Annotated in this window: 22 protein-coding genes, 1 tRNA gene and 1 pseudogene; 10 read left to right on the top strand and 14 right to left on the bottom strand. The window is 70.6% G+C overall.

The window, feature by feature from the left end; genetic code table 11:
- Window positions 1–34: 34 nt before the first annotated feature.
- The gene (locus JHY01_RS12365; RefSeq protein ID WP_205325948.1) at window positions 35–424 is read left to right on the top strand and encodes a DUF3151 domain-containing protein; all 390 of its coding nucleotides are present in this window, start codon (window positions 35–37) and stop codon (window positions 422–424) included.
- 125 nt (window positions 425–549) lie between these two features.
- Here the strand turns inward: JHY01_RS12365 and JHY01_RS12360 are convergent, their stop codons facing one another.
- From JHY01_RS12360 to JHY01_RS12350, 3 genes are all read right to left on the bottom strand, one after another.
- Window positions 550–1,041, bottom strand: coding sequence for a Rieske (2Fe-2S) protein (locus tag JHY01_RS12360; RefSeq protein ID WP_205325947.1), 492 nt, complete (start codon window positions 1,039–1,041; stop codon window positions 550–552).
- 196 nt (window positions 1,042–1,237) lie between these two features.
- On the bottom strand, window positions 1,238–2,365 hold the full coding sequence (locus tag JHY01_RS12355; protein ID WP_205325946.1) for an acyl-CoA dehydrogenase family protein: 1,128 nt from the start codon (window positions 2,363–2,365) through the stop codon (window positions 1,238–1,240).
- Between the two features lie 31 nt (window positions 2,366–2,396).
- Entirely contained in the window at window positions 2,397–3,917 is a 1,521-nt protein-coding gene (locus JHY01_RS12350) for an acyl-CoA carboxylase subunit beta (RefSeq protein WP_307814411.1), read from the bottom strand.
- A 411-nt stretch (window positions 3,918–4,328) separates the two neighbouring features.
- Between JHY01_RS12350 and JHY01_RS12345 the strand changes: the two genes are divergently transcribed.
- Entirely contained in the window at window positions 4,329–6,455 is a 2,127-nt protein-coding gene (locus tag JHY01_RS12345) for an acyltransferase family protein (protein WP_205325945.1), read from the top strand.
- Between the two features lie 43 nt (window positions 6,456–6,498).
- On the opposite strand, the gene deoD is transcribed toward JHY01_RS12345, so the two are convergent.
- Entirely contained in the window at window positions 6,499–7,206 is a 708-nt protein-coding gene (gene deoD / locus JHY01_RS12340; protein WP_205325944.1) for a purine-nucleoside phosphorylase, read from the bottom strand.
- A gap of 107 nt (window positions 7,207–7,313) precedes the next feature.
- Here deoD and JHY01_RS12335 point away from each other — a divergent pair.
- A tRNA-Ser gene (locus JHY01_RS12335) sits at window positions 7,314–7,404 on the top strand.
- 300 nt (window positions 7,405–7,704) lie between these two features.
- Entirely contained in the window at window positions 7,705–8,955 is a 1,251-nt protein-coding gene (locus JHY01_RS12330; RefSeq protein WP_307814410.1) for a SpoIIE family protein phosphatase, read from the top strand.
- Between the two features lie 178 nt (window positions 8,956–9,133).
- Here the strand turns inward: JHY01_RS12330 and JHY01_RS12325 are convergent, their stop codons facing one another.
- Complete coding sequence (locus JHY01_RS12325; RefSeq protein WP_205325943.1) at window positions 9,134–9,826, bottom strand: maleylpyruvate isomerase family mycothiol-dependent enzyme; 693 nt, start codon at window positions 9,824–9,826, stop codon at window positions 9,134–9,136.
- Between the two features lie 184 nt (window positions 9,827–10,010).
- On the opposite strand from JHY01_RS12325, the gene JHY01_RS12320 reads away from it, so the two are divergent.
- Both JHY01_RS12320 and JHY01_RS12315 read left to right on the top strand, forming a co-directional pair.
- Window positions 10,011–10,949: an endonuclease/exonuclease/phosphatase family protein gene (locus JHY01_RS12320; protein WP_307814409.1), complete on the top strand. Its 939-nt coding sequence runs from the start codon at window positions 10,011–10,013 to the stop codon at window positions 10,947–10,949.
- A gap of 216 nt (window positions 10,950–11,165) precedes the next feature.
- Window positions 11,166–11,885 (top strand): ABC transporter ATP-binding protein, encoded by a 720-nt coding sequence (locus tag JHY01_RS12315; protein WP_205325969.1) that lies wholly within the window; start codon window positions 11,166–11,168, stop codon window positions 11,883–11,885.
- Window positions 11,886–11,955: 70 nt separating this feature from the next.
- Here the strand turns inward: JHY01_RS12315 and JHY01_RS12310 are convergent, their stop codons facing one another.
- Window positions 11,956–14,400, bottom strand: coding sequence for a transglycosylase domain-containing protein (locus tag JHY01_RS12310; RefSeq protein WP_205325941.1), 2,445 nt, complete (start codon window positions 14,398–14,400; stop codon window positions 11,956–11,958).
- 344 nt (window positions 14,401–14,744) lie between these two features.
- Between JHY01_RS12310 and JHY01_RS28130 the strand changes: the two are divergent.
- Window positions 14,745–15,020, top strand: a pseudogene (locus tag JHY01_RS28130) (WhiB family transcriptional regulator); the annotation flags it as partial.
- 578 nt (window positions 15,021–15,598) lie between these two features.
- On the opposite strand, the gene JHY01_RS12300 reads toward JHY01_RS28130, so the two are convergent.
- The 3 genes from JHY01_RS12300 to JHY01_RS12290 are packed head-to-tail and all read right to left on the bottom strand — an operon-like array spanning window position 15,599 to window position 18,324.
- Entirely contained in the window at window positions 15,599–16,723 is a 1,125-nt protein-coding gene (locus JHY01_RS12300) for an ArsA-related P-loop ATPase (protein WP_205325939.1), read from the bottom strand.
- On the bottom strand, window positions 16,716–17,684 hold the full coding sequence (locus tag JHY01_RS12295) for an ArsA-related P-loop ATPase (RefSeq protein WP_205325938.1): 969 nt from the start codon (window positions 17,682–17,684) through the stop codon (window positions 16,716–16,718). The genes JHY01_RS12300 and JHY01_RS12295 overlap by 8 nt, the downstream gene beginning before the upstream one ends.
- Window positions 17,685–17,694: 10 nt before the next feature.
- Window positions 17,695–18,324 (bottom strand): hypothetical protein, encoded by a 630-nt coding sequence (locus JHY01_RS12290; protein ID WP_205325937.1) that lies wholly within the window; start codon window positions 18,322–18,324, stop codon window positions 17,695–17,697.
- A 122-nt stretch (window positions 18,325–18,446) separates the two neighbouring features.
- Here JHY01_RS12290 and JHY01_RS12285 point away from each other — a divergent pair, with 122 nt between their 5' ends.
- Window positions 18,447–18,605: a hypothetical protein gene (locus JHY01_RS12285; RefSeq protein WP_205325936.1), complete on the top strand. Its 159-nt coding sequence runs from the start codon at window positions 18,447–18,449 to the stop codon at window positions 18,603–18,605.
- 2 nt (window positions 18,606–18,607) lie between these two features.
- Window positions 18,608–19,090, top strand: coding sequence for a RidA family protein (locus tag JHY01_RS12280; protein ID WP_205325935.1), 483 nt, complete (start codon window positions 18,608–18,610; stop codon window positions 19,088–19,090).
- Window positions 19,091–19,166: 76 nt separating this feature from the next.
- Here JHY01_RS12280 and JHY01_RS12275 read toward each other — a convergent pair whose 3' ends face one another.
- The 4 genes from JHY01_RS12275 to JHY01_RS12260 all read right to left on the bottom strand — a co-directional run bounded on the left by JHY01_RS12275 (window position 19,167) and on the right by JHY01_RS12260 (window position 22,219).
- The gene (locus JHY01_RS12275) at window positions 19,167–20,261 is read right to left on the bottom strand and encodes a fumarylacetoacetate hydrolase family protein (protein WP_205325934.1); all 1,095 of its coding nucleotides are present in this window, start codon (window positions 20,259–20,261) and stop codon (window positions 19,167–19,169) included.
- A 55-nt stretch (window positions 20,262–20,316) separates the two neighbouring features.
- A complete protein-coding gene (locus JHY01_RS27335) occupies window positions 20,317–21,141 on the bottom strand; it encodes a tetratricopeptide repeat protein (protein ID WP_205325933.1) in 825 nt (274 codons plus the stop codon).
- A gap of 21 nt (window positions 21,142–21,162) precedes the next feature.
- Window positions 21,163–21,621, bottom strand: a complete 459-nt coding sequence (ispF, locus tag JHY01_RS12265; RefSeq protein WP_205325968.1) for a 2-C-methyl-D-erythritol 2,4-cyclodiphosphate synthase — start codon at window positions 21,619–21,621, stop codon at window positions 21,163–21,165.
- 100 nt (window positions 21,622–21,721) lie between these two features.
- Complete coding sequence (locus JHY01_RS12260) at window positions 21,722–22,219, bottom strand: CarD family transcriptional regulator (protein ID WP_205325932.1); 498 nt, start codon at window positions 22,217–22,219, stop codon at window positions 21,722–21,724.
- A 428-nt stretch (window positions 22,220–22,647) separates the two neighbouring features.
- Here JHY01_RS12260 and JHY01_RS12255 point away from each other — a divergent pair, with 428 nt between their 5' ends.
- Window positions 22,648–23,367, top strand: a complete 720-nt coding sequence (locus JHY01_RS12255) for a hypothetical protein (RefSeq protein ID WP_205325931.1) — start codon at window positions 22,648–22,650, stop codon at window positions 23,365–23,367.
- A 251-nt stretch (window positions 23,368–23,618) separates the two neighbouring features.
- On the opposite strand, the gene JHY01_RS12250 is transcribed toward JHY01_RS12255, so the two are convergent.
- The gene (locus JHY01_RS12250; protein ID WP_205325930.1) at window positions 23,619–24,311 is read right to left on the bottom strand and encodes an exonuclease domain-containing protein; all 693 of its coding nucleotides are present in this window, start codon (window positions 24,309–24,311) and stop codon (window positions 23,619–23,621) included.
- Between the last annotated feature and the right edge of the window lie 99 nt (window positions 24,312–24,410).

Raw genomic sequence — 24,410 nt, 5'->3', positions numbered from 1 at the left:
TTGGAGGGACGCCGTCTTGGCTCCGCAGAATCTCATGTCCCAGCCTCCGGCGACGAAACTGCCCGAGGACACCGAGGCCAGGAAGTTCCTCGACGAGCACACGCCCGAGGACACGGTCCGCCGCTTCCCGTGGTTCTGCGCCGCCTGGGCCCGCCTCGCGAAGAACGCCCTGGAGTCGGGCGACGACGTCGCCGCGTACGCCTTCGCGCGCACCGGATACCACCGCGGCCTCGACCAGCTGCGCCGCAGCGGCTGGAAGGGCCACGGCCCGATCCCCTGGGACCACAAGCCGAACCGCGGCTTCCTCAAGTCCCTGCACCAGCTCTCCCGCGCCGCCGCGGCCATCGGCGAAGCCGACGAGGCCGCCCGCTGCGCGCAGTTCCTGCGCGACTCCGACCCGGCCGCCGCCGACGCCCTGACGTAGGGCGGCGCCCGCGAACCGGACGGGGCCCGCGGGCCCGAACCGCTCGGAGCGAAACCCGAGAGCCCTGAACGGGCAATGCGAAAGCGGCCGGAGCGCCAAGCGCCCCGGCCGCTTCTCGCTGGTGCCTAAGCGAGTGAGATCTGGCCGTCCTCGACGGTGATCGCCACCTCGGACAGGGCCGACTCCGCCGGGCCCTGCTCCAGCTCGCCCTCGATCGTCCACGTCGACTGGTGCCGCGGGCAGATGATGTTGCCGTCCGCGTCAGGGGCCGCGACGATGGCGCCCTGATGCGGGCACACCGCCGAGAACGCCAGGAACTCGTCAGCAGTCGGCTGCACGATCACCGTCTCGTCCACCACGAGGCCCCCGCCCACGGGAACGTCCGAAGTCGACGCGATGCCCGCCGCGCCGCCGCCGTCCGTCGAACCGCCCTCAGTGGACGAATCCGCCGCGCCCGCGGTCGCATCGGACCCGTTCGGGGACTCGGCGGTCCCGCACGCCGCGAGCGCACCCGCCGCCCCCAGCCCCGCCAGCCCGCACATCACGCCGCGGCGTGAGGCCACGCCCCTGGACAGCACCTGCCCCGCCAGATCGGATCCGTTCGTGGTATCGGTCATAGTCAAGCTCCTCGCGCTCGGGGCGCCATGGCCGGCCGCGGCGTGCCTGCGAGCCGGGGCCGTGCCGTTGCGACGCCTGCGGCCGCAACGCTAACGCCGCAAACCCGAGCTTGTCACGCCGCAACGCCCCAGATCAAGGACTTTAGTTGAAGCTTCATCAAGTTCTCAGGAAGCTCACAGGCCCGACCCCGACCCCCTACAACCCCAACGACCGCGCGATCAGCATCCGCTGCACCTCATTCGTGCCCTCCCCGATCTCCAGCACCTTGCAGTCCCGCCACGCCCGCGCCACCGGCGTCTCGTTCATGAACCCGTACCCGCCGAAGATCTGCGTCGCCTCCCGCGCGTTCTCCACCGCCGCCTGCGACGCATGCAGCTTCGCCAACGCCGCATCCGTCCCGAACGGCTCCCCCGCATCCGCCTTCACCGCCGCGTCCTGCCACGCCAACCGCGACGTATGCGCACGAAGCCGCATGTCCGCCAACATGAACGCGATCGACTGGTTCTCCGCGATCGGCCGCCCGAACGCCTCCCGCTCCTTCGCATGCGCCAGCGCCTCGTCCAGGCACCCCTGCGCCGAACCCGTCGCCAGCGCCGCCAACGCCACCCGACCCGAATCGAGCAGCTCCAGGAACTGCACGAACCCGCGACCGCGCTGGCCGACGAGGTTCGCCTCGGGCACGCGGCAGCCGTCGAAGTAGACGGGCCGGGTGTCGGAGGCGCGCCAGCCGACCTTGGAGTACTCGGGGCCGATCTCGAGTCCGGGGGTGCCGGGTTCGACGGCGATGCAGGAGACCTCGCCGGGGCCGGTCTGGGCGGTGGCGACGATGAGGTCGGTCATCTCGGTGCCGGCGTTGGTGATGAAGCACTTGGCGCCGTCGATGACCCATTCGCCGTTCTCCAGGCGGGCCTTGGTGTCGGTGTGCCCGGCGTCGGTGCCGCCGCCGGGTTCGGTGAGGGCGAAGGCGACGAGGCCCTGTCCGGCGGCGAGGCGCGGGAGCCATTTGGCCTGCTGCTCGGGGCTGCCGAAGCGGGCGATGCCTTCGGCGCCGAGGGTCACGGAGGCCTCGACGGTGACGGCGACGGAGGCGTCGACGCGGGCGATCTCCTCGAGGGCGAGGCCGAGCATGACGAGGCCGGCTCCGGCGCCGCCGTGCTCCTCGGGGAGGGTGACGCCGAGGACGCCGAGTTTGCCGAGGTCGCGGACGAGGTCGGCGGGGAATTCGCCGCGCTCGTAGAAGTCGCCGATGACGGGTTTGATCCGGTCCTGGGCGAAGGCTCGCACGGCGGCGGCGAATTCGGTCTGCTCGAGGTCGAGTCTCATGGCTGCTGCTCCTTCGGTATTGCGGCCGCGGCTACACCGGTGTGATCGGGTGTCTGCGGTCGGAGAACCGGCGGTCCTTGTGGGTGAGCCGGCGGTATCGGGCGATGAGGTCGTCGCGGAGTGCGGCGGGTTCGAGGATGTCGTCGACGACGAGTTCGCCGGCGAGGCGGCGCAGGTCGACGTCGGCTTCGTACTCGGCCCGTTTGTCGGCGACGAACTGCTCGCGTGCGGTGGGGTCGTCGATCTGTGCGATCTTGTTGGCGTACACGGCGTTGACGGCCGCTTCGGCGCCCATGACGGCGATGCGGGCGCTCGGCAGCGCGAGGCAGGCGTCGGAGCCGAAGGCGGGTCCGGCCATGGCGTAGAGGCCGGCGCCGTAGGCCTTGCGGACGACGACGCAGATCTTGGGGACGGTGGCTTCGGCGACGGCGGCGATCATCTTGGCGCCGTGGCGGATGATGCCGCCGTGTTCGACGGCGGAGCCGACCATGAAGCCGGGGACGTCGGCGAGGAACAGCAGGGGCACGTTGAATGAGTCGCATGTGGATACGAAGCGGGCGGCCTTGTCGGCGGAGTCGGAGAAGAGGACGCCGCCGCGGACCGCGGAGTTGTTGGCGACGATGCCCACGGGCCTGCCGTCGAGGCGGGCGAACGCGGTGATGAGCTCTCCGGCCCAGCGGGCCTGCACCTCGAGCAGGGAGTCGCGGTCGACGAGCCCGTCGAGCACGGTGTGCATGTCGAACTGCGCGGACTCGCTGGCGGGGACGGCGGCGGCGAGGTCGACCGGGAGCGGGGGGCGGGCCGCGCGGACCGGCGCGGGCTGGGTCCAGTTCGAGGGCAGGTAGGAGAGCCACCGCCGGACGGAGGCGATCGCTTCGTCCTCGTTGCGGCACAGGAAGTGCCCGACGCCGGACTGCTCGCAGTGGACGCGTGCGCCACCCATCTCCTCGAGGGTCGTCTTCTCGCCGGTGACCATCTCGACCATGCGGGGGCTGCCGAGGTACATGGAGGCGTTGCCGTCGACCATGGCGACGATGTCGCAGAACGCGGGGATGTACGCGCCGCCCGCGGCGCTGGGGCCGAAGAGCGCGCACGCCTGGGGGATGCGGCCGGAGGCGCGGACCTGCTCGTGGAAGATCCGGCCGGCGCCGCGGCGGCCGGGGAAGAGCTGCACCTGGTCGGTGATGCGGGCCCCGGCGGAGTCGACGAGGTAGACGATCGGGTGCTGTTCGAGCTGGGCGGCCTCGACGGTGCGGATGATCTTCTCGACGGTGCGGGCGCCCCAGGACCCGGCTTTGACCGTGGAGTCGTTCGCGACGAGCCGGATCGGGCGGCCCTGCACGGTGGCGGTGCCGACGACGACGCCGTCGGCGGGCAGCTGCGGGTCGGGGTTGGCCCAGAGGTTGTCCTCGCGGAACGAGTCGGGGTCGCACAGGCGGCGGATGCGCTCGCGCGCGTGGTACTTGCCCGCGGCGGCCGCGGCCTGGTGGTACTTCTCGGCGCCGCCGCGCTCGATCCGTTCCCGTTCGGCCGGGTAGTCCCCGAATTCCACGGCACGGCCTCCTCGCCGATGTCGGTCCCTTAACGATCGTTAAGGCAAGCATATTGTGTCCCGCGAATCCTCGCGTGTCAACGCATTCGCCGCACGGGTAATTCAGTTGATCACCGGCGGGTTCGCCCCTGCCGCCGCGCGGCTGTCGTACCCGTAGGGCATCATCGATCCAGGGGCGCCCGCGAACGCCCGATTTGCGAAGAACCGCCGAGGCGCGCCGCATCCGCGGGCCGCCACCGGCCGCGACACCGCCCCACGAGACCCCGCCTGACGCGCCCCGCCCGACCCGGTCCAGTCCGGTCCGCTCCGGCCGCCCCGAGCCGTCCCGCGACCCGCCGCGGCTACCCTCGGAGGACCACCGCACCGAGCCGCCAGATCGTGCCCCCAGCACGCCGCCTCTCCCGGAGTCCGATGACCAGCCCCGCGAGCACCAGCGCCCCGACCGGCGCCGCCCCGCCCCCCGCTCCCGCGCGGCCGCCGCGCCTGCACGAGATCGACGGCCTCCGCGGCCTCGCCATCGTCGTGATCGCCGTCTACCACATCTGGTTCGACCGCGTCTCGGGCGGCGTCGACGTGTTCCTCCTGCTCTCCGGCTTCTTCATCACCGCGAGCCTGCTCCGCTCGCTCGAACGCACCGGCTCCGTACGCCCCCTCGCCTTCGCCGCCCGCATCGTGCGCCGCATCTTCCCGCCCGCGCTCGTCGTCGCCGCGGCCGCCGTGCTCCTCACCGTCCTCTGGCTCCCGCGCGCCACCTGGAACCAGCAGCTCGGCGACATCCTCGCCTCCGCGCTCTACTACGGCAACTGGAACCTCGCCGTCCACTCCGTCGACTACCTCTCCTCCAACAACGGCGCGAGCATCGTCCAGCACTACTGGTCCATGGGCGTCCAAGCCCAGTTCTACGTGCTGTGGCCGGTCCTCATCGCCGCCAGCGCCGGGCTCGCCGCCCGCACCCGCTGGAGCCGCCGCCGCGTCCTCGCCGCCGCGCTCGCGCTCGTCTTCGCCGCCTCGTTCGCGTTCGCGCTGTGGGAGACCGACGCGAACCAGGCCTTCGCGTACTTCGACCTCCGCGCCCGCCTCTGGCAGTTCGCCACGGGCGGACTCCTCGCGGTCGCGCTCCCGCGCCTGCGCACCGCCTTCGCGGAACCCGATGCGCCGCAAGCCAAATGGACGGCCGCCATGCTCGGCTGGGCGGGCGTCGCGGTCCTCCTCGGCGCCGGGTTCTTCCTCGAGAGCACCGAGTTCCCGGGTCTGGCCGCGCTCTGGCCGGTCGGCGGCGCCTGCGCGGTCGTCGTCGCGGCCTCCCTCAGCCCCGGCGGCGGCGCGGGCCGGCTGCTGAACACGCGACCGGTGCAGTGGCTCGGCGACCTCTCGTACACCCTCTACCTGTGGCACTGGCCGATCCTCATCTGCTACCTCACCGCCACCGGCCGCGACACCGCGACGGTCCTCGGCGGACTCGGCGTCCTCGCCGCCGCGACCCTCCTCGCCTGGGCCACGCACTGGGGGCTCGAACAGCGGCTCCCCGCAACGGGATTCGGCCAGCGGACGATCCGCGGCGCGTTCGCGCTCGGCGCGGCGTGCCTCGCTCTCGTCCTCGCCGCCCATGCGGCCCTGACCTGGTACATCTCGTTCGAACGTGACCGCCTCGCCGAGGCGGCCGCCGACACCGGCCGGTACCCGGGCGCGGCCGCCCTCGCCGAAGGCCTCACCGTCCCCGAAGCCGCCTTCGCCCCCTCCACACTGGACGCCGCCGAGGACTACGACCCGGCGCTCTCGGGCCGCTGCAACCAGACCATGGAAGGCTACGAACCGATCCGCTGCGACTTCGCCGGAGGCGAACTGGTGCAGAGCGCCGGAGTCGAACTCGTGCAAGGCGGTCGGGAAGCGGAAGACGCCGCCGCCACGGTCGTCATGTACGGCGGCTCCAAGATCTGGCAGTGGCTCCCGGCCGTCCTCGACGCCGCCGAGGCCCGGGACTGGCACGTCATCGCGTACACCAAGAACGCCTGCATCATCGAGACCGGCCAGGAGGCCCTGGGGGAGGAGCGCTACCGGTCGTGCGCGGCGTGGAACGACGCCGTCGTCGCCGAGATCGACCGGATCGCCCCCGACCTGGTCCTCACCTACGGCTCCCGGGTCGGCTACGAGGCGTACGAGACCTTCCCCGACTACACCGACCGCTACGGGCAGCTCGTCGCCACCGGCGCTGCGGTCGTGGCCCTGCGCGACACCCCGAGCCCCCGCTTCGACATCCCGCTCTGCGTGGACCTCAACGGCCGCAGCGCGAGCGAGTGCACCGTGGACCGGGCCTCCTATTACGACGAGGGCGCGTTCGAGGCCCTGGAGGTCCCTCCGGGCGTCCACAAGGTCGACCTCACCGACTACATCTGCGGGCCGCGGGCCTGCCCGCCCGTGGTCGGGAACGTCCTCGTCTACCGCGACGACGCCCACCTCACCAACACCTACGCCGCGACCCTCGGCCCCTACTTGGAGGCCGAGCTCGCCGCCGTCCTCGCGGATCCCGCCGCCGGATAGGCGAAAGGCCCGGCTCGCGCGAGCCGGGCCGCTCATCGAAGTCCTAGGCGGTGACCGCGTCCAAGGCGATCTCGACCATTTCGGAGAACGACTCCTGACGGTCGGCCGCGGGCAGCTCGGTGCCGTTCAGGATGTGGTCGGAGATCGTGCACAGCGCGAGCGCGCGCGCCTGGAACTTCGCGGCGAGCGTGTAGATCGCCGCGGCCTCCATCTCGATGGCGAGGATGCCGTAGTCGGCGAGCTTGGCCTCGACGTCGGGCGCGTCGGTGTAGAACGTGTCGGAGGAGTACAGCTGGCCGACGTGCAGGTTGATCCCGCGCGCGGCCGCCGCGTCCACGGAGGCGCGGAGCAGGCCGAAGTCGGCGACCGGCGCGTAGTCGACGACGCCGTTGAAGCGGATGCGGTTCATCGAGGAGTTCGTGGACGCGCCGATCCCCGCCACCACGTCGCGCAGCTCGATCCCGTTGTGGATCGCGCCCGCCGAGCCGACCCGGACCACCGTCTTGACGCCGTAGACGTCCAGCAGCTCGTGCGTGTAGATCGACGCGGACGGCTGGCCCATCCCGGTGCCCTGCACGGACACCCGCTTCCCGTTGTACGTGCCGGTGTAGCCGAACATGTTCCGGACCTCGGTGTAGCGGGTCGCGTCCGTGAGGAAGTTCTCGGCGATCCACTTCGCGCGCAGCGGGTCCCCGGGCAGGAGGACGCTCTCGGCGATGTCGCCCGGCTTGGCGGAGATGTGTGCAGTCATGACGCCAGCTTCTCATAAACATCCCATGAATTTGCGAGGACCGGCTGTGAGCTGGATCGCCGAGCCCGGTTCTGCACGGGCCGCCGCAGTCCGGTAGTGTTCTCCGCGGTGGCGTGTCCGAGCGGCCGAAGGAGCTCGCCTCGAAAGCGAGTGTTGGGTAACCCTCAACCGTGGGTTCAAATCCCACCGCCACCGCCATAAGCAGTACGAACGCCGGGCCTCCCGATCGGGAGGCCCGGCGTTCGCGTTTCAGGGTCTCATCAAGGGTCTCAACAGGGCCCTGTCCAGCGGCGGCATCGCCCTTCTGACCGCCGTCCTCCTCGGCGGCCTTCCAGAACGCCTCCCCGACACGCTTGGCGATGTCCTGGCGGATCGGGTCTACGACGTGCGTGCGGAGACTGTCGCCGTCTCCGCTCTCGCGCAATCGAGCATTTCCCCAGAGCTGCAGGTAGCGTGGCCAATGGGGTTCTAGTTCACGGGTAGGACGAGTGGGGCACTGTGGCACACGGCATCGCGGACCTGGATTATGCGGCGTTCTTCGAGCTGACGCCGAGCCCGTCCGTGGTGCTCGACCCGGATCTGGTGATCGTGGAGGTCAACCATGCCTATCGCAAAGCCACCGGTCGCACCCGCGAGGATCTGCTCGGGCGGCACCTCTTCGACGCCTTCCCGGGGAACCCGGCCGATCAGGAATCTGACGGGGTGCGGAATCTGAGCGCCTCGCTGCAGAGGGTCATCGAGTCGCGGGAGCCGGACACGATGGCCCTGCAGAAGTACGACATCGCCATCACGGGTCGGCCCGGCGTGCACGAGGAGCGCTGGTGGTTGCCGACCAACACGCCGATCCTGGGTCCGGACCGCGCACTCAAGAGCATCCTCATTCGGATGGACGACGTGACCCCGCTCGTCAATGCCCTCTCCTCCGGCGACCGGCCGCCGGCGAGAACGTCGATCGAGGGGGACGGCTTGGGGGCCGAGCTGTACACGCGGGCCCGCGAGCTGCAACTCCTCAACCAGGGACTGCGTTCGGCCCACGATCGCGAGCACGAAGTGGCCGTCACCTTGCAGAAGACCATGCTGATGACGCCGGACCTCCAGCACCACGACGGCGTCGCGGTGCGCTACCTGCCCGCCGTCGAAACCCTGAACGTGTGCGGGGACTGGTACGACTTCATCGACCTGCCGGGGGACCGCGTCGTGCTGACGATCGGCGACGTCGTCGGCCACGGCTTGGAGGCGGCCGCGGTCATGGGCATGATGCGCAGCGCGCTGAACGCCGCCATCCGCACCTCGGAGCGCCCCGCCCAAGCCCTGGAGGTCCTGGGCCTCTACGCCCGCTCGCTGGAGGGGGCCGTGAACACCACGGCCGCCAATGCGATGGTGGATCCCGACAGCCGGGTGATCACCTACAGCAACGCGGGGCACCCGCCACCGGTTCTGGTGCGCGCGAACGGCGAATGCGAGCTGCTGAACCAGATCGTCGACCCGCCGCTGGGCACGCGCCCCCGCCACGTCCCCCGCTCGCAGGCCGGGCATGTCTACACCCCCGGAGACACCCTCGTGCTCTATACCGACGGACTGATCGAGCGGCGCGGGGAGGACATCGACGAGGGTCTCGCCCGCCTCGTCGCGACGCTGGGTCGCCACGGCGCCCACAGCCCCGAACGCATGGCCGACGCGCTGCTTTCCAACCTCGTGGTCGCGGGCGGCGCACGCGACGACATCGCCTTGATCATCTTCCGGCTGTGACCTCTTCCCGCGCGTCGCCGGCGTCGCCCGTCGACTCGGCGCATGAGCCGGGGTCTCGGCGGCATCGGGTTCGAGTCCCTCCGCCACCGCCAACGTCGGGAATGCCGGGCCTCCCGAATCGGGAGCCCCGGCATGTCGTGATTGCAGGGCTCGAGCAGCGCCTCATCAAGGTCGCGCCCTACGGCGTCAACGCGCCGGCGAGGACCTCGTCGCCCGCCGCGCGGTCGCCCGACCAGGTGATCGACGCGTCATCGGCGGACACCCTGCCCCAGAGCACGAGGAGCAGCCGCTCGGCCGTCCCCGAGACCTCGGCGGCGGGCTCGCCCGGACCGTACGTCCAAGACCCGCCGGTGTCGGTGGCGCGCACCCGCAGCGCATGCCGAGGCGGCACGGCCCGACCCAGCCCGACCTGGCGCGGCGCCATCGTGTCGAAGACCTCCGCCACGCCGTCCTCCGCGAGCGCCGGGTCGAAGGGCAGCGCCCGCCCCAGCGCGTGCTGCGCGTCCCACCGGTGGATCAGCGTCTCCTGGGCGCGCCGCCGATGCCAGAAACCGACGGTGCGCGGCGGATGGAGCGTCCACGCCTCCTGCTCGGGGTCCGTGTCCAGGACGGCCAGCAGATTCTCCGCCGAGGCGTCGAACCAAGCCCGGATCGCCGCGTCCGACGCCGGCGCGGGCGGCGCCTCGAAGTCGCCGCGCCGCTCGGTCACCGCGGCGATCACCCAGCGGTTGTCACGGCCCAGATGCCCGGCGAGGTCGCGCAACCGCCAGTCCCCGCAATGGGGAACGGGCACAGCTAGATCGCCGTCGAGGCAGGCGCTGAACGCCGCGGACTCCGCACGCAGCAGCTCGAGATAGGGGAGGGACGCCATGGCGCGAATCCTATCCGGGTCGCGGCCCACCCGCCGGTACGCTCGGTTGCCGCCGGCCCGGGGCGCCGTCACGGGCCGCATTCGCCGCTGTTCGCTTCGGGCGGCTAACCTGTCGGGACCGCGCCGCCGCCGGCGGCGCGCAAGGCGCAGCGGCGCCGCTCACACTGAGAAAGGCGGGCAGCGGGTGAGCCGATCATCGACGGGCGGGAAGATCTTCAGCGGGGCGCTCATCGTCCTGTCGCTGCTCCTCGCCGCGATCCTGCTCCTCCACCGGTTCATCCCCAACCGCTGGTTCAACCTCGGCAGCCTCATCGAGACCTTCCTGCCGTGGTTCGGCCTCGCCGTCCCGCTCCTCCTCATCCTCGCCGCCATCCGCCGCAGGCCCCTCGCCATCCTCTGCGCCCTGCTCCCCGGCCTCGTCTGGTTCCAGATGTACGCCGGGCTCATCCCCGACAAGCACGGGGGCGAGGGCGACTTCCGCATCGTCGCCCACAACGTCAACGCCAACAACACCGACACCGAGGGCACCGCCGCGACCCTCCTCGCCGCCGAACCCGACGTCATCGTCCTGGTCGAACTCACCGAGGACCAGCGCTACGCCTGGGCCGACCTCCTCGACGACCAGTACGAGTACTCGGTCTCCTACGGCACCGTCGCCCTCTGGTCCACCCACCCCGTCGTCGACTCCTACGAGGTCGACCTCGACCTCGGCTGGGCCCGCGCCTTCCGCGCCGCCGTCGAGATCGACGGCGAACCCGTCGCGGTCTACGTCGCGCACCTCCTCTCCGTGCGCGTCAACACCGAGGGCTTCACCTCCGTCCAGCGCAACGAGACCGCGCGGCTCCTCGGCGAAGCGCTCGCCGACGAGCGGCTCGACCGCGTCGTCCTCGCGGGCGACCTGAACGGCACCTCCCAGGACCGGGCGCTCGCCCCGATCACCTACCAGCTGCATTCGGCGCAGGCCGACGCCGGGAAGGGCTTCGGGTTCACCTGGCCCGCCGACACGCCGATGGCGCGGATCGACCAGGTCCTCTACCGGGGCCTCGAGGCCACCGGCTCGGACGTCCTGGACGCGACCGCCTCCGACCACCGCCCGGTGATGGCCGACTTCGCCTTCGACTGAGGTTCGCGGACTCGGACCGGTCCGGCGTGCAACCACTCGCGACGGTTCGGGCGTCTTGGAGACGTGACCGAAGACGACGCGACCATGATCCTGCCGACCGTCAGCGGCGGTGCCGCGAACGGCCCTGCCGCCGTTGACGACACCGCGGTGTTCGCGCGCGTCGAGGCCGGGCCCGCCGAGAGCGGCCGTGCGCTGATCGAACTCGACGGCGTGGGCATGACCTATCCGGGCCCACCGCCCGTGGAGGCGCTGAAGCCGGTCGAGCTGCGGATCGAGGACGGCGAGTACGTCGCGATCGTCGGCCCCTCCGGCTCGGGCAAGTCGACGCTCCTCAACCTGCTCGGGCTGCTGGATGCCCCCACGGCGGGCACCTACTGGCTCGACGGGCACGACACGTCGAAGATGAAGGAGGCGCACCGCACGCAGCTGCGCGCCGACAAGATCGGGTTCATCTTCCAGGCATTCCACCTCATGGCGCACCGCACCGCGACCGAGAACGTCGCGATGTCCCTGGTCTACCAAGGGGTCCCGAAGCGCAAGCGGCGCCAGATCGCGCGCGAGAAGCTCGAACTCGTCGGCCTCTCCCACCGGCTCGACGCGCTGCCGACGACCCTCTCGGGCGGTGAGCGCCAGCGGGTCGCGATCGCCCGCGCCCTCGCGGCCGGGCCGAGCCTGCTGCTGTGCGACGAGCCCACCGGCAACCTCGACTCCAGGACCGCCGACTCCATCATGGCCACATTGGACGAATTGCATGCCGAGGGCCTGACCATCCTCATCATCACCCACGACCACGAAGTGGCCGAACGCGCCCAGCGCGCGGTGACCATCCGCGACGGCCGGCTCCGCGAAGGCAACCACCTCCACGACGACGGCCGCCAGACGATCCCCACCGACCGGGCCGCCCCCGGCACCCTGGTGATGCCGAAGTCCCCCTGACGACCTTCCTTCCTCCCAAAAGGACTGCGGGCCCGCGCCGAGAGGCGCGGGCCCGCAGTTCGCTTACGGCTCAGTCCTGACCGGGTGGCGTGGTCCCTGTCGGCGGTGTCTCGCCGTCCTCGGGCTTCTCGTCCTCCTCCTTGTAGCCCGAGCCGTTCGAGACGAGGATCCAGATCGGCGTGCCTTTCGGGGCGGAGCCGGTCATCGAGGTCGAGAACGCTTCGCCCTCTTTGCATTCGGAGTCGAACCGGCCCGACGCGATGGAGGCCTCGAAACCGGCGTTGGCGACCCGCGACCGCGCGTCGTCGGCGTCCATGCAGTCGATCTTGGGGATCGACACCAGGTTCTTGCCGTTGGTCATCTTGTCGTTCGGTTTGCTCCAGTCCTCTTCTTCGAGGTCCTTCACCGCCGATTTGAGGATCGAGACGCCGACCTCCTTGACCGAGACCTTCAGATCCGCAGTGGCCACATTGGACCGGAAGCTGGCGTCGGGGTCGCCGACGAAGGTCGCGGTGGTGGCGTTCGGAGTCGAGGCGATGAACCAGTAGGCGCGGTCGGAGTCGGCGGTGCCGGTCTTGCCGAAGAGCGGGCGTCCGAAGTTCCCGGTGTAGCCGGCGGCGGTGCCGTTGCCCGAGCAGCGGGTGCCCTCGGCGTTCTGGCCGACCACGCAGCGTCCGGCGCTGACGGCGGCGTTCGCGACTTCCTTGGGGAAGGCCTGGTCGCATTGCGGCGCGGCCGCATCGGCCCATTCCTTGCCGTCGGAGCCGATCACCTGCATCACCGGCAGCGGCTCGCAGTGCACGCCCTCGGCGGCGATGGTCGCGTAGGCCTCGGCCATCTCCAGCGGCGTGGTCGCGTCGAACCCGAGGGTGAACGTGCCGTAGTTGTCGAGGTCGTCCTTCTCGGCGCGTTTGGCGGCCTCGCTGCTCGGAGCGAAGTCGATGCCGGCGGCCACCGCGGCCTCGTACGCCTTGCTGGTGCCGACGGCCTGCTGCAGTTGCACGAACGCGGTGTTGGAGGAGCGCCCGAACATGGCCCACATGTTCATCGGCCCGGCCGACCAGTTGCCGTCGTTGCTGGGGCACCAGTGGCGCTGGTCGTTGTTGACGATGCTGCCGCACGCGGACGGGTCGTCCTTGCCCGTGAGGTACTGCGAGGTGAGCCGCCCGGGTGAGGGCAGCGCGGTCCGCAGCGGGAATCCCGCGTCGAGGGCGGCGACCATCGTGAAGATCTTGAACGTCGAGCCCGCGGGGAAGCCGGAGACTTCGTCGTTGCCGCTGAGGAGCGGGATCGTCGTGTTCGGATAGTTCGAGGGCTTGCTGTCGTCGCCGTCGGTCCGGGGTTTGTTCTCGGTCTGGTCGAGACTGTAGTTGCGGTTCACGGCCATCGCGCGCACGTGCCCGGTGCCCGGGGTGATGGTGACCGAGCCGAGCGCGGCGGAGTTGTTCACGCTCACCTCTTCGGTGAGGCGCTCGGTGGCCTTGTCCTGGAGCTCGGCGTCCAGGCTGGTCACGATCTTGAAGCCGCCGCGCTTGAGCAGGCTGATGCGGTCGCGTTCGGTCTCGCCGAAGGCCGCCTGGTCCGCCCACCACTCCTTGAAGTAGTCGCAGAAGAAGCCCCAGTTGGAGGTCGCGACGTCGACGCATTCGCTGCGGACGGGGCGAGGGTTGAGGCCGAGCGGCTGGGCCTTCGCCTCGTCGGCCGCGGCCTGGTCGAGGGTGCCGAGGCTGACCATGCGGTCGAGGACCCAGTTGCGGCGCTCGACGATCCTCTGGTCGTCGCCTTCGCCGTCGAGGAGGCCGTCGGCGAAGGAGGGGAATTTCGGCAGCGAGGCGAGGGTCGCGGCCTCGGATGCGGTGAGCTCGCTCGGCGGCTTGTTGAAGTAGGCGTACGACCCGGCGTGGACGCCGTACGCCTGGTTGCCGAGGTAGATCACGTTCAGGTAGCCCTCGAGGATGTCCTCTTTGGACATCGTCTCTTCGATGCCCATGGCGTATCGGGCCTCTCGGAGCTTGCGTTCGTACGTGTCCTCGGACGCGGCGATCACTTCGTCGATGGTTGAAGCCGAGTAGATCAGGGTATTGCGTACGAACTGCATGGTGAGGGTCGACGCCCCCTGGGAGTCGCCGCCCTGGTTCGCCACGGCGGCCCGGATGATCCCGGCCCAGTCGACTCCGTTGTGTTCGTAGAACTTCGAGTCCTCGGCGGCCAGGAGTGCGTCGATCATGACTGGGGAGACCTCGTCGAGGGTGACCTCGCGGCGGTTCTCCTCGTAGAAGGAGGTGATGAGCGTCTCGCCGTCGGAGGCGTACACATAGGTCGTCTGCGGCAGGGTGGGTTTGGTGAGCTCCGTCGGCAGCGACTCGAACGAGTCGACGCTGTTCTCGGCAACGAGGCCGCCGAGTCCGACGAGGGGGAAGGCGGCCGCGGCCGCGAGCACACCGGCGAGTACGCCACAGATCAGCAGCGCGATGCCGTCCCTCAGGGGACTCCGGTCGCGTTTCAAGGTCTCCACCGCCTCAGATTAGAACGAACGTCGGGAAGTGCGGCACGGCGGCATCCGGGGTATCGGAAGGCGGCTCGCAAGCAAGGCGACATGTATGCCCGTATTTTGATACGCCGCGATCCGGAAGAGCGGATGCGCTCGTATCGGAATCGTTATTATCGCGAGCCGCCATCGCGTAATGAGCCGTAGGGGTGAAGCCATCCCGCGGAGTCCGATTTTCGTCTCGGAGAGTAGTCAAACCCTTACGAGAGGTGTAAGGTCCGTTCTGACGGCCACATTCTGTGATCGAGAGATCACTCGAATGTAGTCGTCGGGGGGTATGAAGGGAAAGATCTCACGGGGAGGTCATGCGGATGGGACTGCTGATCGACTGGACGACCAAGGCGCTATGTCAGGAAGGTGATCCTGACGCCCTGTTCGTGCAAGGAGCAGAGCAGAACAACGCGAAGAAAGTGTGCCGCGGCTGTCCGGTACGGCTGGAATGTCTCGCCGACGCGCTCGACAATCGCATCGAGTTCGGTGTCTGGGGCGGCATGACCGAGCGGGAGCGGAGGGCACTGCTGCGCAGACACGCGGACGTCCGCTCCTGGAGAGCGGTCTTCGAGGTCGCACTTGAGGAGGAGCAGCGAAGCGCCCGCAAGGGCAACCGGCGCCGGATACCGGTGGACGTCAACTACTTACCGGCTGGCCTCTCGAAGAAAGGCACGGGCACCGCGCCTGGGCGGCATCACCGTCCGGGCGCGTTTTTCATGCCCTGTGGAAAACACTGCGCCTCACGAACAGGCAAAACAAACAATGCTCACGAAGTTATCCACAGGTGGAAAAAGCGTGCTTGGCTTTCGCTACCGGACATGTGATCGTTGAATGGAAAAAACGACTGCTTCAGGTGGAGGAGGAGCGAAGCAGGAGACCGGTCCGGCAGGACTGGCGGCGAAGAGGGAACCCCGGGGGCCGCCCCCGAAGACCGAGCGCGGGTGCACCCGCGCTCGGCTCCTGCCGGAACATCTCGCGAGGTGAACGCGGGCGCCTCGGCACCCAGCCGAGGCGCCCGCACCGAACCCACCGGGCCCGAGCGAACACCCGACCGCGAACACCCAGAACCGCGCCCCGACCGAACCGAGGCCCTCACCGCACCGGACACGGCTCGACGGGCCGCCACCGGCGAACGGGGACCGGAATGCGACCGGCCGGACGCACAGGCCGGTGCCTAGGCGCCCGCGGCCACCGCGCCGAAGGCGCGCAGATCGTCCAGGTCCACGACCTCGACGCCCAGCGCAGGCAGCCAGCGCTGCGGGACCTCCGGGCATGCCGCCGCGTACCGGGCCGCGACGCGCTCTTCAGCGGCCCGCCGCCGGGCCAGATCCGCGTGCGTGCGCAGGACCGCCGCGACCGGGTCGTCCGCGTCGTCCTCCTCAAGGGACGCGGCCGCGCCGAGGGCCCGTTCGGCCGTCAGGTCGGCCGCGACCGGGGTCAGCCGGTTGAGGATCATCCCGTCGAGGGGCATCCGCTCCTCGGTGAGCCTCCGCGTGAAGTACACGGCCTCGCCCACGGCCGCGGGCTCGGGGGCGGCGATCACCAGGAACGAGGTCTGGTCGTCCTGCAGGGCCCGGAAGGTCGCTTCGGCCCGCTTCCGGAAGCCGCCGAAGGTGTCCTCGAGGCTCGCGGTGAACTCGGCGACGTCCGTGAGCAGGTGCCCGCCGAGGACCTTGTTGAACACCCGGGTGAACACCGCGGCGCTCGCGCCCATCAGGGAGAGCATCGACCGCCGTGCGCCGGGGGTCGAGGCCGAGAGGAGGCGGATGACGCGGCCGTCGAGCAGCCGGGCGAGCCGCGCGGGGGCGTCGAGGAAGTCGAGGGCCGAGCGCGAGGGCGGCGTGTCGAGCACGATGAGGTCCCATTCGCCGGTCGCTCGCAGCTGGCCGAGCTTCTCCATCGCCATGTACTCCTGCGTGCCCGAGAACGTCGACGAGACCGCTTGGTAGAACGGGTTCGCGAAGATCTCCGCCGCCCGCTCCGGGGTCGTGTGCGAAGCCACGACCTCGTCGAACGTGCGTTTCATGTCGAGCATCATCGCGTCGAGGGACCCGCCGCGGGCGGCCGTGACCGCCTTCGGGGCGTTGTCGAGCGACTCCACCCCGAGCGATTGGGCGAGCCGCCGCGCCGGGTCGATCGTCAGCACCACCGTGCGCCGCCCGTGGACCTCGGCCGCGCGCAGCGCCAGGGCCGCGGCGGTCGTGGTCTTGCCGACGCCTCCCGAACCGCAGCAGGCGATCACGTGCTTGTTCTCGTCGCCAAGCAGGGCGTCGACGTCGAGTGCGGGGATCTCAGACATGGCGTCGCTCTCCCATGACGCCGGGCCGCAGCTCGCCGGCGAGCTGGTACAGGCCGGACAGGTCGACCCCTTCGGGCAGCAGCGGCAGCTCCTCGACGGGGCGGCCCAGCTGCTCGAGCCGGTCCCGGTAGGCGTCCACCGACTCGATCTCCGTCCTCGCCGCCGCGTACTCCTCGACCAGGCCGGAGACGAGGGCGTCGTCGGGGTTCAGGCCGGCCCGTTCCAGGCCCGCCCTGATCGCCTCCGCGCCCACTTCCACGGCCTTGGCGCCGGCGACCTTGTTCAGCACCAGGCGCCCGACCGGCAGGTCGGCGGCCATGAGCTCCTTGTACGCGTCCACGGTCTCCTGCACCGGCATCGCCCCGGGGGTCGTCACGACGTGGACGGCGGTGAGCGAGGAGTGCAGCATCCGCGCGACCGACCGGGAGTGCTTCCCGATCGGGCCGGTCTTCGCCAGCCGCCCCGATTCGACGGTCACGTTCAGGAACTTCACCACCCGGCCCGTCGGGGGCGCGTCGAGCACCACCGCGTCGTACGTCATCCGCCCGGACTCGCTGCGCGACACGGCCTCTTTGAGCTTGCCGGTGAGGAGGATGTCCCGCAGGCCCGGCGCGATCGTCGTGGCGAAGTCGATCGCCCCGAACTTCTGGAGCACCTTCCCGGCCGAGCCGAGCCGGTAGAACATCGTCAGGTAGTCGAGGAGGGCCTCGTCGGCGTCCACCGACTGCCCGAACACCTCCCCGCCGTCGAGGCCCGCGGCGAGGTGCCGCTCCTCGTAACCGAGCGAAGGGGCCTCGAACAGCGGCGCGATCCCTTGGCGCCCTTCGACCTCCACCAGGAGGACCCGCCTGCCCGTCCCGGCCAGCGCCAGCGCCAGCGCGGCGGCGACCGAGGTCTTTCCCGTGCCGCCCTTCCCGGTGACGATGTGCAGGCGAGGCACCGGGAACGCTGAGGCTGTCATTCATCGGAGTCTAGTCTGCCGCCGTGATCCCGCAGATGAGCCATTGCGGGTCGCCTTCCTCGGCGACGAGCGAGAACACCCATGTCGCGGGCTGGGAGAACGCGCCGGCCTCGCCGATCCGGATCTCGGCGGCGACGGTGGCCGCGCCGACCGAGCGGCCGGTCTCGGTGACCTCGTCCCAGGCGAACTCGCCGGTCCCGCCGTCGGTGTCGGCGAGGGTCGCGACGGCTTCGCTGAGGTCGCGGTCGGCTTTGTCGGCGCACAGCCAGTCGGCGGCGGCCTCGGCGTCGCGCTGGTCGAGGAGTGCTTCGAGGAACGCGTCGACGGTGCGCACGGGGGTGTCGGTGACGTCGTCGACGCCGGTGTAGAGGCGCATCGCGCCGAGGACGAGCGCGACGCAGAACGCGGCGGCGGCTGCTGTGATGGCCCAGGTCCACGGGCGGCCCGGCTCGCGGCGCGGCGGTTCGTGGCGGCCGGGCATGCCCGCGGCTTGGACGCGCCGCTCGGGGATCTCGGGCGGTGCGGCCGCCGCGTCCATGTTGGTCGGTTCGGCGGCACGTCCGCCGCCCGGCGCGCTTCTTGAAGAGGGCGCGGTTGAGGACGGCGCAGTCGAGGACGGCGCACTGGTGTCTGACGACACGGGAACTCCCTGGTTCGACTGGTGCGGTCCGAGTCGGCGCACCGTAAGGACTTCGGGGGAGGCGACGCACTCTGAGCGTAGCGGTGCGACGCCTCCTGATCAAGACGCCGTACTGTGGGCGCATGGAGAAATGGGAGTACCTCACCGCGCCGCTGCTGATCCACAACACGAAGATGATCCTCGACAATTTCGGGGACGAGGGCTGGGAGCTGGTCACGGTCCTGCCCGGTCAGAACTCGGAGCAGCTCGTGGCGTACTTCAAGCGCAAGAAGGAGCAGTAGCGGTGACCGATGTGGACAAGGCGCTGGCGCGCCTGGGCCTTTCGCTGCCGGCGGTGGTGCCGCCGTTGGCCGCGTACCAGCCGGCCGTCCGCTCCGGGGACTACGTGTACACCTCGGGGCAGTTGCCGATGGTCGACGGTTCGCTGGTGGCGACCGGGAAGGTCGGCGCGGAGGTCGATCCCGAGCAGGGCTATGACCTGGCTCGGGTCTGCGCGTTGAACGCGCTGGCCGCGGTGGCCTCGATCGCGCCGCTCGATCAGGTGGTGCGGATCGTGAAGGTCGTCGGTTTCGTGGCTTCGGCGCCCGGGTTCACCGGTCAGCCGAAGGTGGTCAACGGCGCTTCGGAGCTGCTGGGCGAGGTCTTCGGGGAGGCCGGGCGGCACGCGCGCAGCGCGGTCGGCGTGTCCGAGTTGCCGCTGGGCGCTCCGGTCGAGGTGGAGCTGATCGTGGAGCTCGCCCCGAGTGCGAAGACCGTTCTGGTCTGATCGGTGGTTTCCCGGCCGGTACCGCGCCCGCGGTACCGGCCGGTTCGCGTTCCAGGCGTGTTCGCCTGGATGCCGGTCAGGTGATGGACGGCAGGACGCGGGTCTCGACTTCGCCGAGGGCGATGGTGGTGCCGCGCGGGCCCGGGGCGGTCGCGGTGACCTTCACGGTGTCGCCGTTCTGGAGGTTGAACTGTCCGGTGACGGCTTCGCCGGAGCCGTACAGCAGGCCGGCGCGCAGGAGCGCGCCGCCGGCGGTGAGCTGCGCGAGCTGCTGCGCGGGGGTCCAGTAGGACTCCGCGAAGTCGGCGCCGGCGACGGCGACGCCGTTCACTTCGATGTTCAGGTGCAGGTCGAATCCGTACCGGTCGGACTCCTTCAGGTAGGAGGCCATGTCGGCGTTGGGTTCGGGTGCGGCGGTGCGGGCGGCGTTCAGCGCTTCGATGGGGGTGACCCATGCGCTCATGGAGGTCGCGAACGATTTGGAGGCGAACGGGCCGAGGCCGTCGGTCTCGAGTTCGGCGAAGTCGCGGGCGGTCCAGTCGTTGAGGAGGACCGCGCCGAACACGTGCTCTTCGAAGGCGTCCGGGGAGACCGGGTGTCCGAGGGCGGATTCGCCGCCGATGAGGAAGCCGACTTCGGCTTCGATGTCGAGGGCCCGGGTGGGCCCGAACACGGGCTGGCCGTCGTCGCCGCGGCGGTGCCCGGCGGGGCGCACGAGGTCCATCCCGGAGGGGATGAGGGTCGAGGCCCGGCCGTTGGACGCGCGCGGGTGGATCCGGGCGGCGTCGGGTGTGCGCATGGTGAAGTCGACGTAGTCGGTGACCAGGAGCGGGGCGTGCATGATCGCTTCGTTCAGCGGCGTGAGCCAGTTGGTCGCGACGCCCTGGATGCTCGATTCGGTCAGCGCTTCCTGGGCTTGGGCCCGGATCTGCTTCCACGCTCCTTTGCCGAGCGTCAGGAGCCGGTTGAGGGCGGGGTCGCGCAGGGCGGTGCAGGCCGCGCAGGTCTGGCAGTCGCCGGAGAGCACCGCTTTGTGCATGTCGAGGATCTGGTCGCCGATGCGCACGCCGATCCGCGGCAGCGTCTCGTCGGCGGTCGAGAAGACCCCGAACGGGAGATTGTGGATGTTGTAGAGGCTCTCGTCGGCCCCGGGAACCCAGCACGTCGTCACTAGCTCGTCCTCCAAAGTTCGTGGTGAAGGACTAACGAGCGCCGCGCGTGAAAGGTCACTCGGGGTTGCGGTGCCTGCGCAGAACTGTGAACCATCCCACCCATGCGGCGGCGGCGATGAGGGCGAAGCACAGTCGCGCGCCGGTGTCGATCGCGCTGCCGAACAGGGCCGGGAGCGCGGAGGCCACGGCGACGCCGAGCAGGATCGACCGGCCGAGCGCGCCGCGGAACATGCCTTGGCCGAGGATCTTCTGGCGCCATTCGGGGTCGTCGGGGTCGGCGTCGACCCAGCGGCGCGGGGGGCGTTGGACGTCGGTCGGCATCGCGGGCATGGGGACGCCGTTCTGTTCCGGTCCGAGGTCGGCGGCGGCCTTCCGGGAGCGTCTGGCGAGGTCGTCCATGGCGAGGCTCTCGGCGATGGCGGCCAGCGCGAGGTGGGTGCGCGGCTGTGAGGGGGCGAGGTTGACGGCGTTCCACGCGGCGTCGAGGGCGGGCTGGCCCGCGCCGGCGCGGCGGGTGATGAGCGCGTAGTGGACGTGGTGCTGCCAGGATTCGCGGTCGAGGTCGAGCATGCTGGCCGCGACCTGGAGGGCTTCGTCGCGTCGGCCGGCGTCGGCGAGGGCGTAGCCGCGGGTGATCATCGCGCGGGGGTGCTCGGGTCGGTGGGCGAGGGCGGCTCCGGCGTAGGTGAGCGCCTCGTCGGGGTCGTGGGCGGCGAGCGCGCAGGCGGCCGCCATGGCGTTGGCGTCGGGGTCGAGGGGGTCGACGCGCAGGGCGGCGTCGGCTTCCGCTCGGGCGTCGAGGACCTGGCCGAGTTCGTACAGCATCTCGGCGCGCTGGAGGTATTCCTCGACGGTGCGGCGGGTGGGGTCTGCGTCCATGGGATAACTTCCGAACGGCGGTCAGTGCTGGTACAGCAACGCTACCGCGGTCGCGGCCAGACCTTCGCCTCGTCCGGTGAAGCCGAGGCCGTCGGTGGTGGTGGCGGAGAGTCGGACGGGCGCGCCGACGGCGGCGGCCATGGCGGTCTCGGCTTCGGTCCTTCGGGGGCCGATCTTGGGGCGGTTGCCGATGATCTGCACGGAGACGTTCCCGATCGACCAGCCCGCGGTGCGGACGCGGCGGGCGGTCTCGGTGAGGAGCGCGGTGCCGGAGGCGCCGGCCCATTCGGGCCGGGCGGTGCCGAAGTTGGAGCCCAGGTCGCCGAGTGCGGCGGCGGAGAGCAGGGCGTCGCAGGCCGCGTGGGCGGCCACGTCACCGTCGGAGTGCCCGGCCAGACCCGCCTCGCCGGGCCAGGAGAGGCAGGCGAGGCGGCATGGCTGGCCTTCGTCGAATCGGTGCACGTCGGTGCCGTGCCCGATGACGAAGGGCGTATGGGGACTCGCACTGGCGCTGGCGCGTTCGTGGGAGTCCGCGGTGTGCTCGAAGTTCACGCTGTTGGCGGTGCTGACGGGGGACCGGCTACTTGACCGGGGCCTCCGAGAGCAGGACCTTGTCGAGGATGTTGTCGGCCTCGTCCTTCACGCAGTCCTCGGCGAGGGCGATCTCGCCGGTGAGGATTTCGCGGGCCTTGGAGAGCATGCGCTTCTCCCCGGCGGACAGTCCGCGCTCGCGGTCGCGCCGCCAGAGGTCGCGGACGACCTCTGCTATCTTCAGCGGGGAACCGGAAGCGAGCTTCTCGACATTGGCCTTGTAACGCCGCGACCAGTTGGTGGGCTCTTCGGTGTGCGGCGCGCGCAGCACCTCGAAGACCTCTTCGAGGCCTTCGGCGCCGACGACTTCCCGGACGCCGACGAGCTCGACGTTCTTGGCTGGAACCTTGACCGTGAGGTCACCCTGTTCGACGCGCAGCACGAGGTATTCCTGTTCGATACCGCCGATGGTGCGAGTCTCTACAGCTTCAACGAGTGCGGCCCCGTGGTGGGGGTAGACAACGGTCTCGCCGACACTAAAACCCATAGGATCGAAACCCCTTTCGCTGTGTCCAGCTTAACACGGGATCGGGGGTTTCCCCGACAGCGGATCGCCACGAATTCCCTGGTCAATTGGTATGTGACTGATTACTCTACGGCACCTTGGGCTTCCAGGCGGCGGGCAGAGGAGACAAATGAGGCCTGCGTCCCTCTTTCGTGTCCGGCCCCGCCCGGGCGGCCGGCGTGCCGCTCCTCTGTGGCGCCCGCGTGCGAGTCGCCGGCGTCGCCGGTGCGGCGGCGACCTGCCCTGATGTGCTTGCGAGTGATGGATACCGTTGCGCTGCAAGGTGTTCGGGCGCTGATCGGGCTCGGGTGAGATCCAGGGCTCGCCTCGCGCCCGGCCAACGGAAACGAGGAGTGCTCGTCGTCTACGCTGTCGTCAGCATGCCTGTCGGAACTCAGGGAGGACCAGCAGTGGTCAGGGGAATCAGCACGGCGATCACGGTGCGTCGCGCGGCCGCTATCGCGATCGCGGGGGCCGCTGCGACCGCTCTGTCCGCGTGCGGCGCGAGCGTCGGCGCCCAGACCGAGGTCAAGCAGTCCGCGATCGCCGGAGTCAACATCGACTCCGCCGACGGCACGATCGCGCTCCGCGACCTCCAGGTCGAATTCGAGTCCGCCGAGGGCTACGCCGCCGGCGACGACGCTGCCCTGCGGCTGTGGATCGGCAACGAGGGCACCGAGGAGATCAGCCTCGAGAGCATCGAGACCGAGGCCGGCACGGTGACCTACGTCGACCCCGCCGTCCAGGCCGCGGAGGCCATGGAGGAAGCCCGCGAGGCCGCGGACGAACCGACCTCCGGCGACGCGGCCGCCGATGGCGAGTCCACCGAGGAACCCGGTGACGAGGCGACCGGCGAGGCGCCCGCCGCCGACGGGTTCGACGGTGTGGAGGCCTACGCGCCCATCGTCATCGCCCCGTCCGAATACGTGCGCCTCGACCAGGGCGTCGCCTCCGGCACGTACTTCCTCATCGAGGGCCTGCAGGAGGAACTCGTCTCCGGCGACGCCATCGAGGTGGTCTTCCACTTCTCCGACGGCACCGCGATCCCGGCGAGCCTGCCGGTCGGCCAGGCCCTGGAACCCGCCGAGCGCGAGTACTACGAGCCCGAGGAAGCGGCCGAAGGCCACTAACCCCTGCGCCGGTACGCGAACCGAACTCGCAATGCGGGCCCCGATCAGTGGATCGGGGCCCGCATTCGGTTGTTCGGCCGGTTCGCTGCCGGACCCCTGCCACGATCGGCGGTGGGCCCGCCCTCCCCTCGAGCGGCGGGTGGGGTTCGCGGACGGCCGATCGCCGGAAGCCCCATCCCGCGATCACGCGGAACGGCGCGAAGGCGACGACGCCACGGGCCGAGCGGCACGACGGCCGACGCCGCCCGCCTCTAGCGGCACAGCGGCCAGCGCCGCTCCACCGCTTCCTCCCGGCCCTTGCGGCGAAAGTACGCCTCCAGGCTCGCGGCATCCTCGGCGTGCCACAGCACCTGCGCCGCATGGAGTTCCCGTGCCGTGATGCCGCCGACCTCCGGGTACGTCGCGCCGATCGCGCGCGCCAGGGCGACCGTGGCGGCCGCGTCGCCCGCCGCCGAGTGCGCTTCCGAATGCGCCACACCGTAATGCGCGGCCGTCATCCCCAGCGTCCGTTTCCCCTTGCGGTAGCGGTCCACGCGCTTGTCGAGCACCGACGGGTCCACGACCGTCATCCGCGCCCAGTCCGGCTGCTCGATGCCGTGCCGCTCCAGCTCGTACGACAGGAGCGTGCAGTCGAATCCGGCCCGGAACGCCACCACCGGCACCCCGGCGTCGACGGCCGCGCGCAGCGCCGACGCGACCTCGGTGAGGGCCGCGACCGGGGGGAGCCCTTCGGCGCGCACCCGCTCGTCGGTGATCCCGTGGACCCTGGCGGCCCCCGGCGGGATCGGCACACCCGGGTCGATGAGCCAGGTGCGCGGCGTCTCGACGCCCGGCTGCGCGCCGCTCACCAGCGCCGCCTGGACGATCCGGTCCCGGTCCACCGCCACCCCGGTCGTCTCGGTGTCGAAGCCGAGGAGGGGTCCTTCAAACCATCGTTCACTCATCGGCACACCGTACCGGGAGGGCCCGACATTCCCTTATATGCTCTGCGGGCGCGGGAGCACCCCGACTATCCGCGCATACCTCCCCTGAAAGGAGCATGT

Origin of the sequence: Glycomyces sp. YM15, assembly GCF_016918015.1 — a bacterium.
Classification (GTDB): Bacteria; Actinomycetota; Actinomycetes; order Mycobacteriales; family Micromonosporaceae; genus Glycomyces.
This window is presented reverse-complemented; position numbering and strand designations above follow the sequence as displayed.

Bases quoted from the DNA above. Each gene is read 5' to 3' on its own strand.
- JHY01_RS12360 (WP_205325947.1), bottom strand. From the start codon at position 1,041: ATGACCGATACCACGAACGGATCCGATCTGGCGGGGCAGGTGCTGTCC.
- JHY01_RS12300 (WP_205325939.1), bottom strand. From the start codon at position 16,723: ATGTCTGAGATCCCCGCACTCGACGTCGACGCCCTGCTTGGCGACGAG.
- JHY01_RS27335 (WP_205325933.1), bottom strand. From the start codon at position 21,141: ATGGACGCAGACCCCACCCGCCGCACCGTCGAGGAATACCTCCAGCGC.
- JHY01_RS12250 (WP_205325930.1), bottom strand. From the start codon at position 24,311: ATGAGTGAACGATGGTTTGAAGGACCCCTCCTCGGCTTCGACACCGAG.
- JHY01_RS12285 (WP_205325936.1), top strand. From the start codon at position 18,447: ATGGAGAAATGGGAGTACCTCACCGCGCCGCTGCTGATCCACAACACG.
- JHY01_RS12260 (WP_205325932.1), bottom strand. From the start codon at position 22,219: ATGGGTTTTAGTGTCGGCGAGACCGTTGTCTACCCCCACCACGGGGCC.
- JHY01_RS12295 (WP_205325938.1), bottom strand. From the start codon at position 17,684: ATGACAGCCTCAGCGTTCCCGGTGCCTCGCCTGCACATCGTCACCGGG.
- deoD (WP_205325944.1), bottom strand. From the start codon at position 7,206: ATGACTGCACACATCTCCGCCAAGCCGGGCGACATCGCCGAGAGCGTC.
- JHY01_RS12315 (WP_205325969.1), top strand. From the start codon at position 11,166: ATGACCTATCCGGGCCCACCGCCCGTGGAGGCGCTGAAGCCGGTCGAG.
- JHY01_RS12355 (WP_205325946.1), bottom strand. From the start codon at position 2,365: ATGAGACTCGACCTCGAGCAGACCGAATTCGCCGCCGCCGTGCGAGCC.
- JHY01_RS12345 (WP_205325945.1), top strand. From the start codon at position 4,329: ATGACCAGCCCCGCGAGCACCAGCGCCCCGACCGGCGCCGCCCCGCCC.
- JHY01_RS12365 (WP_205325948.1), top strand. From the start codon at position 35: ATGTCCCAGCCTCCGGCGACGAAACTGCCCGAGGACACCGAGGCCAGG.
- JHY01_RS12325 (WP_205325943.1), bottom strand. From the start codon at position 9,826: ATGGCGTCCCTCCCCTATCTCGAGCTGCTGCGTGCGGAGTCCGCGGCG.